The 15,255-nt window shown below is 71.7% G+C and carries 13 protein-coding genes; 7 read left to right on the forward strand and 6 right to left on the reverse strand.

Annotated features, from left to right (window positions below):
* The first annotated feature begins 10 nt into the window (after window positions 1-10).
* The 6 genes from glpK to AAC944_RS08655 all read left to right on the forward strand — a co-directional run bounded on the left by glpK (window position 11) and on the right by AAC944_RS08655 (window position 8,263).
* On the forward strand, window positions 11-1,537 hold the full coding sequence (gene glpK / locus AAC944_RS08630) for a glycerol kinase GlpK (RefSeq protein ID WP_030622813.1): 1,527 nt from the start codon (window positions 11-13) through the stop codon (window positions 1,535-1,537).
* 4 nt (window positions 1,538-1,541) lie between these two features.
* Window positions 1,542-3,155, forward strand: a complete 1,614-nt coding sequence (locus AAC944_RS08635) for a glycerol-3-phosphate dehydrogenase/oxidase (RefSeq protein ID WP_030622815.1) — start codon at window positions 1,542-1,544, stop codon at window positions 3,153-3,155.
* Between the two features lie 165 nt (window positions 3,156-3,320).
* The gene (locus AAC944_RS08640) at window positions 3,321-3,992 is read left to right on the forward strand and encodes a FadR/GntR family transcriptional regulator (RefSeq protein WP_030622816.1); all 672 of its coding nucleotides are present in this window, start codon (window positions 3,321-3,323) and stop codon (window positions 3,990-3,992) included.
* 355 nt (window positions 3,993-4,347) lie between these two features.
* Entirely contained in the window at window positions 4,348-5,529 is a 1,182-nt protein-coding gene (locus tag AAC944_RS08645) for a PAC2 family protein (protein ID WP_078888920.1), read from the forward strand.
* A gap of 365 nt (window positions 5,530-5,894) precedes the next feature.
* The gene (locus AAC944_RS08650; RefSeq protein ID WP_030622820.1) at window positions 5,895-7,640 is read left to right on the forward strand and encodes a S8 family peptidase; all 1,746 of its coding nucleotides are present in this window, start codon (window positions 5,895-5,897) and stop codon (window positions 7,638-7,640) included.
* A gap of 53 nt (window positions 7,641-7,693) precedes the next feature.
* Entirely contained in the window at window positions 7,694-8,263 is a 570-nt protein-coding gene (locus tag AAC944_RS08655) for a hypothetical protein (RefSeq protein ID WP_030622822.1), read from the forward strand.
* A gap of 115 nt (window positions 8,264-8,378) precedes the next feature.
* Here AAC944_RS08655 and mshC read toward each other — a convergent pair whose 3' ends face one another.
* The 4 genes from mshC to AAC944_RS08675 form a co-directional block, all read right to left on the reverse strand.
* Entirely contained in the window at window positions 8,379-9,608 is a 1,230-nt protein-coding gene (mshC, locus tag AAC944_RS08660; protein WP_030622825.1) for a cysteine--1-D-myo-inosityl 2-amino-2-deoxy-alpha-D-glucopyranoside ligase, read from the reverse strand.
* Window positions 9,609-9,718: 110 nt separating this feature from the next.
* Window positions 9,719-10,555, reverse strand: a complete 837-nt coding sequence (locus tag AAC944_RS08665; RefSeq protein WP_030622827.1) for an SCO1664 family protein — start codon at window positions 10,553-10,555, stop codon at window positions 9,719-9,721.
* Window positions 10,519-11,109: a DUF3090 domain-containing protein gene (locus tag AAC944_RS08670; RefSeq protein ID WP_078888921.1), complete on the reverse strand. Its 591-nt coding sequence runs from the start codon at window positions 11,107-11,109 to the stop codon at window positions 10,519-10,521. The genes AAC944_RS08665 and AAC944_RS08670 overlap by 37 nt, the downstream gene beginning before the upstream one ends.
* A 104-nt stretch (window positions 11,110-11,213) precedes the next feature.
* Window positions 11,214-11,912, reverse strand: coding sequence for a histidine phosphatase family protein (locus AAC944_RS08675; protein WP_030622829.1), 699 nt, complete (start codon window positions 11,910-11,912; stop codon window positions 11,214-11,216).
* Window positions 11,913-11,991: 79 nt separating this feature from the next.
* Between AAC944_RS08675 and corA the strand changes: the two genes are divergently transcribed.
* Entirely contained in the window at window positions 11,992-13,002 is a 1,011-nt protein-coding gene (gene corA, locus AAC944_RS08680) for a magnesium/cobalt transporter CorA (RefSeq protein ID WP_030622830.1), read from the forward strand.
* Between the two features lie 13 nt (window positions 13,003-13,015).
* Here corA and AAC944_RS08685 read toward each other — a convergent pair whose 3' ends face one another.
* Together AAC944_RS08685 and AAC944_RS08690 are read right to left on the reverse strand one after the other, a co-directional pair.
* Window positions 13,016-13,804, reverse strand: coding sequence for a hypothetical protein (locus tag AAC944_RS08685; protein ID WP_030622831.1), 789 nt, complete (start codon window positions 13,802-13,804; stop codon window positions 13,016-13,018).
* Window positions 13,805-14,079: 275 nt separating this feature from the next.
* Window positions 14,080-15,135, reverse strand: a complete 1,056-nt coding sequence (locus tag AAC944_RS08690; RefSeq protein WP_030622832.1) for an LLM class F420-dependent oxidoreductase — start codon at window positions 15,133-15,135, stop codon at window positions 14,080-14,082.
* Between the last annotated feature and the right edge of the window lie 120 nt (window positions 15,136-15,255).

Below are 15,255 nucleotides of genomic sequence, written 5' to 3' on the forward strand. Positions count from 1 at the left end.
AGCACACACCATGAGCGACACCCACACCACCGGCCCGTTCATCGCGGCCATCGACCAGGGCACGACCTCCAGCCGCTGCATCGTCTTCGACCGCGACGGCCGCATCGTCTCGGTCGACCAGAAGGAACACGAGCAGATCTTTCCCAAGCCGGGCTGGGTCGAACACGACGCCACCGAGATCTGGCAGAACGTCCAGCAGGTCGTGGCGGGCGCCGTCGAGAAGGCCGGGATCACCGCCGCCGACGTGAAGGCCATCGGCATCACCAATCAGCGCGAGACCACGCTGCTGTGGGACAAGAACACCGGTGAGCCGGTCGCCAACGCCATCGTCTGGCAGGACACCCGCACCGACGCGCTCTGCAAGGAGCTCGGCCGCAACGTCGGCCAGGACCGCTTCCGCCGCGAGACGGGCCTGCCGCTGGCGTCCTACTTCGCCGGGCCGAAGATCCGCTGGCTGCTGGACAACGTCGAGGGCCTGCGCGAGCGCGCCGAGGCCGGCGACATCCTCTTCGGCACCATGGACTCCTGGGTCATCTGGAACCTCACCGGCGGCGTGGACGGCGGCAAGCACGTCACCGACGTCACCAACGCCTCCCGCACCATGCTGATGAACCTGCGCAAGCTGGAGTGGGACCCCAAGATCCTCAGCTCGATGGGCATCCCCGCCGCGGTGCTGCCGGAGATCAAGTCCTCCGCCGAGATCTACGGCGAGACCGCCTCCGGCGTGCTGGCCGGCGTCCCGGTCGCCTCCGCGCTCGGCGACCAGCAGGCCGCCCTCTTCGGCCAGACCTGCTTCGACAAGGGCGAGGCGAAGTCCACGTACGGCACCGGCACCTTCATGCTGATGAACACCGGTGAGGAGCCCGTCAACTCCTACAACGGTCTGCTGACCACCGTCGGCTACCGCATCGGCGACGAGACCCCGGTCTACGCGCTGGAGGGCTCCATCGCCGTCACCGGCTCGCTGGTGCAGTGGATGCGCGACCAGATGGGCCTCATCAACTCCGCCGCCGAGATCGAGACCCTGGCCTCCACGGTCGAGGACAACGGCGGCGCCTACTTCGTACCGGCCTTCTCCGGCCTGTTCGCCCCGTACTGGCGCTCCGACGCGCGCGGCGTGATCGCGGGCCTGACCCGGTACGTCACCAAGGCGCACATCGCACGCGCCGTCCTCGAGGCCACCGCCTGGCAGACCCGCGAGATCACCGACGCCATGACCAAGGACTCCGGCGTCGAGCTGACCGCACTGAAGGTCGACGGCGGCATGACCTCCAACAACCTGCTGATGCAGACGATCTCGGACTTCCTGGACGCACCCGTGGTGCGCCCGATGGTCGCCGAGACCACCTGCCTCGGCGCTGCCTACGCGGCCGGCCTGGCCGTGGGCTTCTGGTCCGGCACCGACGAGCTGCGCGCCAACTGGCGGCGGGCCGCCGAATGGACCCCCCGCATGGACGCGGCCACCCGTGACCGCGAGTACAAGAGCTGGCTCAAGGCCGTCGAGCGGACCATGGGCTGGATCGAGGACGAGGAGTAATCACATGAGCACCCTGCAGAGCGTCCCGGCACTCGGGACGCACCCGGCCGACGGTTCGCTCCCGAGCCGCGCCGAGACCCGGGAGCGGCTCGACAAGGCGACGTACGACCTCCTGGTGATCGGCGGCGGCATCCTGGGCATCTCCACCGCCTGGCACGCCGCGCAGTCGGGACTGCGGGTGGCCCTGGTGGACGCCGGCGACTTCGCCGGCGCCACCTCCTCCGCCTCCTCCAAGCTACTCCACGGCGGTCTGCGTTACCTGCAGACCGGCGCGGTGAAGCTGGTGGCGGAGAACCACTTCGAGCGCCGCGCCGTCTCCCGCCAGGTCGCCCCGCACCTGTCGAACCCGCTGACCTTCTACCTGCCGGTCTACAAGGGCGGCCCGCACGGCGCGGCCAAGCTCGGCGCGGGCGTCTTCGCCTACTCCGCGCTCTCCGCGTTCGGCGACGGCGTCGGCCACGTCATCAGCCCGGCCAAGGCCCAGCGCGACGTGCCGGAGCTGCGCACGGAGAACCTCAAGGCCGTCGCCGTCTACGGCGACGACCAGATGAACGACTCCCGGATGGCCCTGATGACGGTCCGCGCGGCCGTCGAGGCGGGCGCGACCGTACTGAACCACGCCGAGGTCACCGGGCTGCGCTTCACCCAGGGCCGGGTCACTGGCGCGGACCTGAAGGACCGCACCGACGGCACCGAGTTCGGCGTCAACGCCCGCTTGGTGCTGAACGCCACCGGCCCGTGGGTGGACCACCTGCGCAAGATGGAGAACCCGAACGCGGCCCCCTCCATCCGCCTCTCCAAGGGCGCGCACCTGGTCCTCAAGCGCACCTCCCCCTGGAACGCGGCGCTGGCGACCCCGATCGACAAGTACCGCATCACCTTCGCGCTGCCGTGGGAGGACCAGCTGCTGCTGGGCACCACCGACGAGGAGTACGAGGGCGACCCGGCGGACGTCGCGGTCAACGAGAAGGACATCGCGCAGATCCTGGACGAGGCCGCGTTCTCCGTCCGGGACCAGCAGCTCTCCCGCGACCTGATCACCTACTCCTTCGCGGGTCTGCGGGTGCTGCCGGGCGGCCCCGGCGACACCTCCAAGGCCAAGCGCGAGACGGTCGTCACCGAGGGCGCCGGCGGCATGCTGTCGGTGGCCGGCGGCAAGTGGACGACGTTCCGGCACATCGGACGTACGGTCATGAACAAGCTCGCCGCGCTGCCCGGGCACCCGCTCGGCGAGGACATGGAGCCGATCTCGGAGCTGCCGAAGAAGCTGCCGCTGCCGGGCATCGCCAACCCGCAGGCGGTCGCGCACCGGCTGCTGGTCGACGGCGGCAACCCCGGCCCGCACATGTCCGCCGACACCGCCCGGCACCTCGCCACCCACTACGGCTCGCTGTCCTTCGACATCGCGCGCCTGGCGAACGAGGACCCGGCGCTGGCCGAGCGCATCCACCCCGACGCGCCCGAGATCTGGGCCCAGGTGGTGTACGCGCGGGACCACGAGTGGGCCGAGACCGCGGACGACGTGCTGCGCCGCCGTACGACGCTGACGATCCGGGGCCTGGCCACGGACGACGTCCGCGCGAAGGTCGAGGACGTGCTGTCGGCGCGTAAGAGCTGAGGCAGGGCCCGGCGGGCGGGACCTGCCGGCTGCTGAAGGGGCGGGATTCCGGGGCACCGGAGTCCCGCCCCGCCGCGTGCGCGCGCCATAATGGCCTCCCATCAGACATCCGATGTCTGACGGAGCATTCCGGCTATTCAGGCGTTCCGAGCGGGGAGGACGGCCATGGCGGTCACGGACGAGGCCATCGAGAAGATCAAGGGAATGATCGTCTCCGGCGCGCTGCGCCCCGGCGACCGGCTGCCCAAGGAGAGCGAACTCGCCGCCGAACTGGGCCTGTCCCGCAACTCCCTGCGCGAGGCCGTCCGCGCCCTGGCACTGATCCGCATCCTGGACGTACGCCAGGGCGACGGCACGTACGTCACGAGCCTGGACCCGCAGCTGCTGCTGGAGGCGATGAGCTTCGTGGTGGACTTCCACCGCGACGACACCGTCCTGGAGTTCCTGGCCGTCCGCCGCATCCTGGAGCCGGCGGCCACCGCGATGGCCACGTCCCGGATCTCCCCCGAACGGCTGGACGCGCTGGACGCGCAGCTGGACACGCTCGGCCCCGCCCCTTCGGTGGAGGACCTGGTCGCCTGCGACCTCGAATTCCACCGGAGCATCGTGGCCGCGTCCGGCAACTCGGTGCTCTGCTCGCTGCTGGACGGCCTCTCCGGGCCGACCACCCGCGCCCGCATCTGGCGCGGGCTCACCCAGAAGGACGCGGTGAGCCGCACCCTCACCGAACACCGCGCCATCCTCGGCGCGCTGCGGGCCCGTGACGCCGAGGCCGCCCGCGCCTGGGCCACCGTGCACATCGCCAGCGTGGAGCAGTGGCTGCGGGCATCGCTGTGACGGCCGTGACCCGGTGGGGCGGGCGGGCCGTTCCGGCGCCGGCCCGTGAGCCGTGGAAACCGGCCGTCGTGCCAGGCGGCCGGCCGCCCTCACCGGGCCCTTGCCGGGGTCCGGCAGCGGCGGTGGCACGGAGGGACATCCGATCTGTACCGCGCTCCGATGTATGACGTGGCCACCACGTCATCGCCTGCGAAGCGCCCGGCAGTTGACAGGGACAGATCGGATGAATGAGCACTCGTTAGTGCAGAGGGGCTGCGTTCGGGTACCACGGACGCCGTAGGCTGGGGGCGCACGGAACGGGAACAGCAACCGGCGGCCGCCGACGAGGGGCCGACCGGCCGGAAGGAGGCGTCGGGTGATCGAGCTGGAGGGGGTGCCCGAGCTGATCGATCCGGTCATGGTGGCCGCGTTCGAAGGCTGGAACGACGCCGGCGACGCCGCCTCCGCCGCGGTCGCGCACCTGGACCGGGAGTGGAAGGGCGAGGTCTTCGCCGCGCTGGACGCCGAGGACTACTACGACTTCCAGGTCAACCGCCCCACCGTCTTCCTGGAGGACGGCGTACGCAAGATCACGTGGCCGACGACCCGGCTCTCCGTGGTCCGGGTGGGCGGCGAGAAACCGCGCGATCTGGTGCTGGTGCGCGGCATCGAGCCCAGCATGCGCTGGCGGTCCTTCTGCAACGAGATCCTGGGCTTCGCCCACGAACTGGGCGTGGAGATGCTGGTCGTCCTGGGCGCGCTGCTCGGCGACACCCCGCACACCCGCCCGGTCCCCGTCAGCGGCGTCACCTCCGACCCCGACCTGGCGCGCACGATGGACCTGGAGGAGAGCAAGTACGAGGGCCCGACGGGCATCGTCGGCATCCTCCAGGAGGCCTGCACGCATGCCGGGGTGCCCGCGGTGAGCCTGTGGGCGGCCGTGCCGCACTACGTCTCGCAGCCGCCCAACCCCAAGGCGACGCTGGCGCTGCTCAACCGCCTGGAGGACCTGCTGGACCTGCGGATCCCGCTGGGCGAGCTGGGCGAGGACGCCCGGGCGTGGCAGCTGGGCGTGGACCAGCTGGCGGCCGAGGACAGCGAGGTCGCCGAGTACGTCCAGTCGCTGGAGGAGGCCCGGGACACCGCCGAGCTGCCGGAGGCGTCGGGCGAGGCGATCGCGCGGGAGTTCGAGCGCTATCTGCGGCGGCGGGACCCGCAGGCCGGTCCTGGTGTGGCGACCGACGGCGGGCTCGCCGACGGCCGCGACGGCTCCTACCTGCGCGACTCCGCCGGCGGGCGGACCCGCCCGCCCAAGCCGCCGAAGACGGACGGGGGCGGTCAGAAGCCGGCCCGTGGCGCGGAGGACGGCCCCGCGAAGCAGGACAGGCAGGAACGCGAGCAGGGGGATGCGCCGGACGGCGGCGCGGGCGGGACGGCCGGCGGGACGGAGGCCTCCAAGGCGTCCGGGGACCCGTCTCCGAAGGCGTCCGGGGACGCGGATCCGGCGGCACCGGCGGACCCGCCGGACTCCCCGGACACCGATTCCTCGGAGGACTGACCGAAACGGAGCGGGGCGGTGCGTTTGCACCGCCCCGCTTCGCCGTTCCTGTCGCCTTGCGGGCGGTCCGCGGGCACTTCCGCCCCAGCACCCCGCGTACGTCTCGGTAGTGTTTGACCGCTTGACGGGGTGTCATCGCTTTCTGGCCGATTTGCCCACGGTTCCCACTTCGGCCGGATCCCAAACGTAGGGGGGGGTCCCCGGGCTGGACGGGGGCGGGCGGAGGTAGCAGGGTGACGCCCCGGAGCCCCGGCGACACCGCGCCGCAACATCCGGTACACACCGCTGTTGCAGCCGCGGTGCGCCCGGAGCACAGGCACGGAGCGCAGGGCACGGAGCAGCACCCGAAGGGAGCGGTCCCAGCGATGACCGACCAGGCACCTCCCGGTACGGGCCCCGGCATGGCGGGCCCCGGACCCGACGGAGCGGGATTCACCTACCAAGGAGCCGAACCGGAGCTGATCGTCGTCGCGCGGGCCGAGCCCAGGCTCCGCGCCGGCGCGGACGGCGTACGGTCGGCCTCAGGAGCCGACATCTCCGCCCTGGAGATGTTCCTCAGTGACCAGCAGCTCACCCTGGAGCCGCTGTTCGGCAACGAGGACCGGATACGGGCGGCCATGCCGCAGGAGCCCACTGCGGGCACCGGCACCCTCCCGGACCTCACGCTCTTCTACCGGGTACGGGGCGGCGACCAGCGGGCCGTGGAGCTGACCGCCCGGCTCTCCGCCCTCCCGGAGATCGAGACGGCGTACCTCAAGCCGGGTGCCGTGCCCGCCTCGTCGGCCGCCCGCGGCCCCGAGGAGGACCAGGGCCGCAAGGAAGGCGCGCCGGCGACGCCCGACTTCACGGGCCGTCAGGGCCATCTCGGTGCCGCACCCGAGGGCGTGAACGCCGTATGGGCCTGGCAGCGGCAGGGCGGCGACGGCGAGGGCGTCACCATCATCGACGTCGAGGGCGCCTGGCAGCTGGGCCACGAGGACCTGGCGGAGCGGCTCGCCGGCATCGTGGTCGGCACACCGTTCCAGGACCTGGCCTGGCGCAACCACGGCACGGCCGTCCTCGGTGTCATCGGGGGCGACCGCAACGACAAGGGCGTGGTGGGCATCGCACCCGGCGCGGTGACCGCCGCGGCCTCCATCCAGGGCATCGGTTCGGCGGCGGCGATCCTCGCGGCGGCCGAGCGGCTGTCGCGCGGTGACATCCTGCTGATCGAACTCCACCGGCCGGGCCCGCGGTTCGACTACGAGCACCGTGACGACCAGCGCGGCTACATCGCGCTGGAGTGGTGGCCGGACGACTTCGCCGCGATCCGCTGGGCGACCGCGAAGGGCGTCGTCGTGGTGGAGGCGGCCGGCAACGGCGCGGAGAGCCTGGACGACGCGCTGTACGAGCGCCGCCCCGACCGCTTCCCGCAGTGGTGGCGCAACCCCTTCAACCCCTCCAACCAGGCGTCCGGCGCGATCCTCGTCGGCGCGGGCGCCCCGCCGCCCGGTACCCACGGCCGTGACCACGGCCCGGACCGCTCGCGGCTGGGGTTCTCCAACTACGGCACCCGGCTGGACGCCCAGGGCTGGGGCCGCGAGGTCACCACGACCGGCGGTTTCTGGGACCGGCCCGGCGACCTGCAGGGCGGTACCGAGGAGATCGCCTGGTACACGGACAGCTTCTCGGGCACCTCATCGGCGTCCCCTGTCGTGGTCGGCGCGCTGGCGTCGCTGCAGGGCATGCTCAAGGCCGCGGGTCTGGAGCCGATGGGTCCCGAGCAGGCACGTGACGTGCTGCGGAACACCGGGTCACCGCAGCAGGACGCACCGGGCCGGCCGGCCTCCCAGCGGATCGGCAACCGGCCCGACATCAGGGCGGCAGTGACGCACCTGGTGCCCACCTCGGTCGGCTCCGGCCAGGCCGAGCGGTACTGGGACGAGTTGCTTCCGTACCCCCGAGAACTCCCCCCGCGGCTCCGGCTCTTCGTGGCCGGCGCGTGGCGGAACCTGAACCGGCCGGCGCCCGAAGTGCGCCAGGCGGTGCACTCCGCCTTCGCGGGGGGACGGCCCGACGTACGTGTGTGGTACTCCGACGACGAGGTCGTCGGCCTGGTCATCACAGGCTGAACGAGCTGGTCGTCACCGGCTGAAGCACACCAACAAGTCAGGGAAAGGTAGCAATGACCACTCAGATGCAGCCCCTCACCCAGCTCGGCCAGCCCAGCACCTCCCCGTTCGGCCAGCAGGGCATGGGTCAGCAGTACGGCCAGCAGCCCTACGGCCAGCAGCAGTACGGCCAGCAGCCGTTCGGGCAGATGCAGCCGCAGCAGCAGGGCGGCATGTTCGAGCAGCTCCAGCAGCTCGGCCAGCAGCAGCCCTTCCAGCAGCTGCTGCAGCAGTTCGGGCAGCAGGGCGGCCAGCTGGGCCAGCAGGAACAGCAGGAGCACCAGGTCCTGCAGCACCTGCAGCAGGTCACGCAGCAGGCGGTGCAGCAGGTCGTGCAGCAGGTCCAGCAGCAGCAGCTGCGGGCCGGCCAGGCGAACGGCTTCGTCGCCGTTCCGCAGCCGATCCCGGGTCACCCCCGCGCGATCTTCCTGCGCATCGAGAACCAGATCCGCGTGCTCAACAACCCCAACGACACCACCTTCGACCAGGTCTCCGAGGCGTTCCGCAGCGGCTTCCAGGTCATCGGTGTCTGGGAGCAGCAGAGCCCGCACATCCTGCGCAGCATCCAGATCCGCAAGTTCTGACCGGCGGACCGGGCGCACACCGGGTCACCGGCTGACCGGTGACCCAGGCTCCAGAAACTAGCGGGGCGCTTCCTCCTCGGAGGAAGCGCCCCGTTACGTATGTCCGGTCAGCGGATCACAGCGCCACGCCGAGCAGCGCGTCCACGGCCCGGGACACCAGGCCGGGCGCGCCCTCGTCGGTGCCGCCCGCGGCCTGCTGCCGCTCGGCCCAGCGGTCGACGGCGGCGAGCGCGGCCGGCGAGTCCAGGTCGTCGGCGAGCGCCTCGCGCAGCTCCTCCAGGAGCGCCTCGGCGGGCGGGCCGTCGGGCCGGGAGACCGCGGCGCGCCAGCGGGCGAGCCGGTCGACGGCGTCCTGCAGCACCTGGTCGGTCCACTCCCAGTCGGCGCGGTAGTGGTGGGCCAGCAGCGCGAGCCGGATCGCGGCCGGGTCGGTGCCGGCCTGCCGCACCTTGGAGACGAAGACGAGGTTGCCCTTGGACTTGGACATCTTCTCGCCGTCCAGGGCGACCATCCCGGCGTGCACGTACGCCTTGGCGAACGGGTGCTCGCCGGTCAGCGCCTGGGCGTGCGAGGCGCCCATCTCGTGGTGCGGGAAGGCCAGGTCGGACCCGCCGCCCTGGACGTCGAAGCCCATGCCCAGGTGCTCCAGGGCGATGGCCACGCACTCGATGTGCCAGCCGGGGCGGCCCCGGCCGAGCGAGGCACCGTCCCAGCTGGGCTCGCCGTCGCGGGCCGCCATCCACAGCATCGGGTCCAGGGGGTTCTTCTTGCCCTGGCGCTCCGGGTCGCCGCCGCGCTCGGCGGAGAGCAGCCGCATCGCCTCGGCGTCGAGGTTCGAGACCTCGCCGAAGTGCGGGTCGGCCTCGACGGAGAAGTAGACGTCACCGTCGAGCTCGTACGCGGCACCGGCGTCACGGAGCCGCTCCACCATCGGCACGATGCGCGGTATGGCCTCGACGGCGCCGACGTAGTCCTTCGGGGGGAGCATCCGCAGGGCGGTCATGTCCTCGCGGAAGAGGGCGGTCTCACGCTCGGCGAGCGCGGTCCAGTCGTCGCCGGTGGCCACGGCCCGCTCCAGCAGCGGGTCGTCGACATCGGTGACGTTCTGCACGTAGTGGACCTGCCGCTTCGTGTCGAGCCACACGCGCTGAACGAGGTCGAACGCGTTGTAGGTCGCCGCGTGCCCCATGTGGGTCGCGTCGTACGGCGTGATGCCGCAGACGTAGATACGGGCGACGGGACCGGGGGCGAGGGTCACCCGTCCGCCGGTCGCGGTGTCGTGGATCCTCAGGTCGCGGCCCTGGCCGGGCAGGGCGGGGACCTCAGAAGCGGGCCATGCATGCATGCCACGAGCGTAACCGGACGCAGGTTCCGGATACGAACCGGAGTGTGGGTCTTGGCCTGATAGGCACTCTTGCGTCTTCGGCCCGGCCGTGCATGGCCGGGCCGCACAGGTCACAGCGGCGGCCAGGGAATGGGCGGCCATTCGCCGCTGGGCTGCGGATGCACGCCCGCGCGCAGCATTCCGGCGATCCGCTCCCGCAGCGCCGCGATCTCGTCCCCGGTGAGGCATTCGGCCAGTCGGGCGGCGAGCGGCTCCCCGTCCGCGGTCTCCGCGGCCAGCCGCTCCAGCACCGCGACGGCCTCCTCGGTCAGCGGCTCGCCCGCCCACCCCCACAGGAGGGTGCGCAGCCGGTCCGCCACGTGGAAGGTCACACCGTGGTCGATCGCGTAGCAGCGGCCGTCGGCGGTGGGCAGCAGGTGACCACCCTTGCGGTCACCGTTGTTGATCACCGCGTCCAGGACGGCGAGCCGGCGCAGCCGCGGGTCGTCGGCGTGCACGAGGAGCGCCGTCCGCTCCTCGTCGACCTGCGCGAGGCCGACCGCCTTCCAGCCGGGCCCCGGTTCCTCGTCGTCGACCAGGGCCAGCAGCTCGGGGCTGTCGCCCTCGCCGGACGCCTCGATCCACTCCTGGACCATGCCGCGCCCGTACGGGCCGTCACGCAGCACCGTGGGCGGGATGAGGTCCCAGCCCGTGGCGCGGGAGATCTCGTACGCGGCGACCTCGCGCTGGGCGAGCGTGCCGTCGGGGAAGTCCCACAGCGGGCGCTCCCCCGCGATCGGCTTGTACACGCAGTGGCCGGTCCGGTCCTGGTACGTGATCGAGCAGTACAGGACGGCGTTGGACGCCTCGCGGACCCGGCCGAGGACCGTGAGCTCGCCGTGCTCGAGGTGCTTCTCGAGCTCGGCGGGCGTCAGGCGTCCCGCCGGTATCCGTTCTGGCGCGGACATACGTGTCCCTCCGGGTCGAGCGGCAGGCTGCACAGCGGGCACGGCGGCCGGCCCGCGTTGACGACTTCCAGGGCGCGCTTGGCGAAGGCGCGGGCCATGGTGCCGGTGAGCCGGACGCGGAGCATCGGGGGGCCGTTCTCGTCGTCCTGGAGCAGCCGCTCCTCGGCCTCGGCGAGGTCCTCCTCGTCGTCGGCGTCCAGCTCGACCAGCGCCTGGGCCTCGACGATCATGCGTTCCTCGTCGCCGTCCCAGGCCAGCGCCATGGTGCCGACGCGGAACTCCTCCTCCACCGGGCTCTCCAGCGGCGCCGTGTCGGAGATCTCCGACGGGGCGACGGCCGGCACCGGGGCGTTGCCGCCGCTGCGGCGCACCACCTCGTCCAGCAACTCGTCCATACGCTCGGCGAGTGCGGCGACCTGGGTCTTCTCCAGGGCGACGCTGGTGGTGCGGCCGGCCGCTGTGGCCTGGAGGAAGAAGCTGCGGCGGCCAGGCAGCCCGACCGTACCGGCCACGAAGCGGTCCGGCGCGTCGTAGAAGAACACCTGACGGGACAAGGTCCTGCTCCGATTGCTCGACTGCGGGGATCTGTGGTCACGGAAAGGGGATCACAGGTGGCGTGGCGGGCAGCGCCGTCGCACCACCCTACTGCGCCCGCTGATCACGATGCTCCCGCGCCACCGCCGATCGCCGCGTCGCGCTCCGCGGCGGTGTCCGAGCCGTCCTCCTTGGGGGCCAGCGAGCCGAGGTCCCCGGTGTCGCCGAGCCGGATCAGGTACGGGCGGTGCGGGGTGTAGCGCACGGCCGTCACCGAGCACGGCTCGACGGACACCCGCTGGAAGAGGTCCAGATGCATGCCGAGAGCGTCCGCGACGAGGGACTTGATGATGTCCCCGTGCGAACACATCAGGTACACCGCCTCGGGGCCGTGCGCCTCCTCGATGCGCGCGTTCCAGGCGCGGACCGCGTCGACGGCGCGGTTCTGCATGGTGCGCATGGTCTCGCCGCCGGGAAAACCGGCGGCGGAGGGATGCTGCTGGACGGTGGACATCAGCGGCTCGTCGGTCAGCTCGGCGAGCTTGCGCCCCGACCAGTCGCCGTAGTCGCACTCGTTGATGCCGTCCTCGGTGTGCAGCGGCAGTTCCGGGCGGGCCGCCAGCAGCGGGGCCAGCGTCTCCCGGCAGCGCTGGAGGGGGCTGGACACCGCGGCGGCGAGCGGCACGCCGGCGAGCCGGCCGGGCAGCGCAGCGGCCTGCGCGACGCCGCGCTCGTCCAGCGCGACGCCGGGCGTGCGGCCCGCGAGGACGCCGGAGTTGTTGGCCGTGGAGCGGCCGTGCCGTACGAGGATCAGCGTGGGCATGGCAGCCAGCCTACGTTCTCCCCGCAAGCGGAGGACGGGCTGCCCCGCCGACGTTTAGACACCGGCTCCAGCAGTGAGAATGCCCCTTGTGATCGTGGATTGTGCCATCTACCGGAACGGCCGGCGGATCGAGAAGCCGGCGGGATACTCCACCGCGCTCGACGAAGCCCGCGCGGAGGGGCACTCCTTTCTGTGGCTCGGCATGCACGAGCCGACCGAGGAGGAGTTCGAGCAGGTCAGCGAGGAGTTCGGGCTCCATCCGCTGGCCGTGGAGGACGCGCTCAAGGCCCATCAGCGGCCGAAGCTGGAGGTGTACGACGACTCTCTGTTCATGGTCCTGAAACCGATCGTGTACGACGACGAGGAGGGCAGCGTCAGCACGGGCGAGCTGATGCTCTTCATAGGCGACTCCTTCGTCGTCACGGTGCGGCACGGCGAGGGCAGCCCCCTGGCGGCCGTCCGGCAGCGCCTGGAACACGAGCCCGACGTCCTGGAGAAGGGCCCGACGGCGGTCCTGTACGCGGTCAGCGACGCGGTGGTCGACCACTACATCGACGTGGCCGCGGAACTCCAGCTGGACCTGGAGGAGTTGGAGGCCGACGTCTTCGCTCCGGTGGGCTCGGACGGCAGGGGCGGCCGGAGCAGCCGGAACACCGCGCAGACGATCTACGCCTTCAAGCGCGAGGTGCTGGAGTTCCGGCGCGCCACGGGGCCGCTGACCGAGCCGATGGCGCGGCTGCAGAACCCGGGCGTACCGTTTGTGCACGACGAGGCGCGGCCGTTCTTCCGTGACGTCGACGACCACCTCACGCGGGCCAACGAGTCCGTGGAGGGCATGGACCGGCTGCTGTCGGACATCCTCTCGGCCCACCTGGCGCAGATGGGCGTGCGGCAGAACGACGACATGCGCAAGATCTCCGCGTGGGCCGCGCTGGCCGCCGTACCGACCATGATCGCGGGCATCTACGGCATGAACTTCGCGCACATGCCCGAGCTGGAGTGGACCTTCGGCTACCCGGCGTGCCTGCTGGTCATGGCGGTGCTCGAACTGTGGCTCTACCGGCTCTTCAAGCGACGGGGCTGGCTGTAGGGCCCCGGGCCCGTCAGGCGAACTCCGGTGACGCCGCGGCCGGGCCGCTCAGCGCGTCCCGCCGCTCGGGCATCCGCAGAGTGATCATGCGCCGCCGGCCGTACGCCCGCTCGTAGGCGTACACGGCGTGGATGCCGGCCTCGAGCGCGGCGCGCTTCGCGCGGGGCCAGCGCAGGATGTGGCCCATCCGCTCCATCACCGCGAGGCTGACGTCACGGTAGACGGCGATCTCGGCCTGCACGCTCTCCCGCAGGATCCGCCGGATCTCCTCGGCGTGCCCGTCGCCGGCCAGCCGCAGCAGTTCCTCGTGGCAGTACGCGAGGTGGTTGTCCTCGTCCCTGGCGATCATCCGGACCGCCTTGCCGACCTCCGGATGGTCGCCGAAGTGCTTCACGAGCAGCGCCATCTGCGCGGCGGCCCGTTCCTCGGTGATCCGGCTGTGCGCCAGGTACGTGACGATGTCCGTCTCCGTCAGCGGCTCGTCACGCTGGAGTTTCTCGTGCGCGAGCCCGATGCCGCGCCGCTCCAGGAGCATGGTGTAGTCGGCGGCCGCGGGAACCGCGACGGCCTGGAGCCCGCGCCGCCGCAGCAGGGCGTTGAAGATCCGGCCGTGCTTCTCCTCGTCCGCGCCGTGCCGTGCGATCTTGCGGGCCATGGCCCGCTGGCTCTCGGGGACCAGCGCGGCGATCCGCCCGTTCTCCCAGCCGCCCTGGGTCTCGCCGCTCGCGGCGATGGAACAGAACAGCCGGAAGGACTCGTCGTGGTCCAGGATTTCTTGGAAGAGACTCTTCGCCGTGAGCATCGACGGACCTCCATGACTCCACCTCGAACAGGACACCCGCAAAGGAAAAGTCAAGTGCGGTGTGGTGTCCACGGCAACACGGAGCCCGGCGAACTCCTCCGAACGATGGACCGTGGGCACATATGCGGGGCGTAACCACCCCGGCCGTCGGCGCGTTGTGCTGTGTGACGGCCGTGGCGGGGAAGACCCCCGAGCCCCCACCACGGCCGCAGTCGTCCGGCCCTGGGGCCGTCCCCCCGTCCCAGGGCCGTCCTCTCCTGTGTCGGGCCGCTCTCTCAGGCCAGCCCGGCCCGCTCCAGCGCCTCGGTGCCCGCCCGCAGCGCGGCGATCCGCTCCTCCAGCGTGAAGCCGGCGGGCGACAGCGTCAGCGTCGTCACACCGGCCGCGGCATAGGCCTGCATGCGGTCCGCGATCCGCTCCACCGAGCCGAGCAGGGCGGTGGAGTCGATGAGCTCGTGCGGGACGGCGGCGGCCGCCGCGTCCTTCTCCTTCGCCAGGTACTTCTCCTGGATCTCGGCCGCCGCCTGCTCGTAGCCCATCCGCCGCGCGAGCTGGTTGTAGAAGTTCTGCTTGCGGCTGCCCATGCCGCCCACGTAGAGCGCGGTGTACGGGCGGAAGGCGTCGGCGAGCGCGGGCACGTCCTTGTCCTCGCCGACGGCGATCGGCAGCGTCGGGCAGACGTCGAAGCCCTCCATCGTCAGCCCGGCCTTCTCCCGGCCCGCGCGCAGGTGCGAGATCGCCGTGTCCTGGAGGTGCTCGGCGGCGGGGAAGATCAGCAGGGCGCCGTCGGCGATCTCACCCGTCTGTTCCAGGTTCTTCGGCCCGATCGCGGCGATGTAGAGCGGGATGCGCTCGCGCTTGGGGTGCACCGTGAGCTTGATCGGCTTGCCCGGGCCGTCGGGCAGCGGCAGCGTCCAGTGCTCGCCCTCGTAGGTCAGCCGCTCGCGCGACATCGCCTTCCGTACGATCTCGACGTACTCCCGGGTCCGCGCCAGCGGCTTGTCGAACTTCACGCCGTACCAGCCCTCGGAGACCTGCGGCCCCGAGACGCCCAGCCCCAGCCGGAACCGGCCGTCGGACAGGGAGTCCAGAGTGGCGGCGGTCATCGCCGTCATGGCGGGCGTACGGGCCGGGATCTGGAAGATCGCGGAGCCGACGTCGATCCGCTGCGTCTGCGCGGCCACCCAGGACAGCACGGTCGGCCCGTCGGAACCGTACGCCTCCGCCGCCCAGCAGACCGCGTACCCGAGGCGGTCGGCCTCCTGCGCGACGGCGAGGTTGTCCCCGTCCATGCCGGCACCCCAGTAACCGAGGTTGATCCCGAGCTTCATGCGGCTCCCCTCACTCATCGTTGACGATCACGTCATGTTCGATGTTCGCCGTCCGCGCTACAAGAGCGTCGGATCCATGGCACGACGCATCGCGCCGCTCATCGCATCGCCCATCCATTA

This window comes from Streptomyces sclerotialus, from assembly GCF_040907265.1.
Taxonomy (GTDB): domain Bacteria; phylum Actinomycetota; class Actinomycetes; order Streptomycetales; family Streptomycetaceae; genus Streptomyces; species Streptomyces sclerotialus.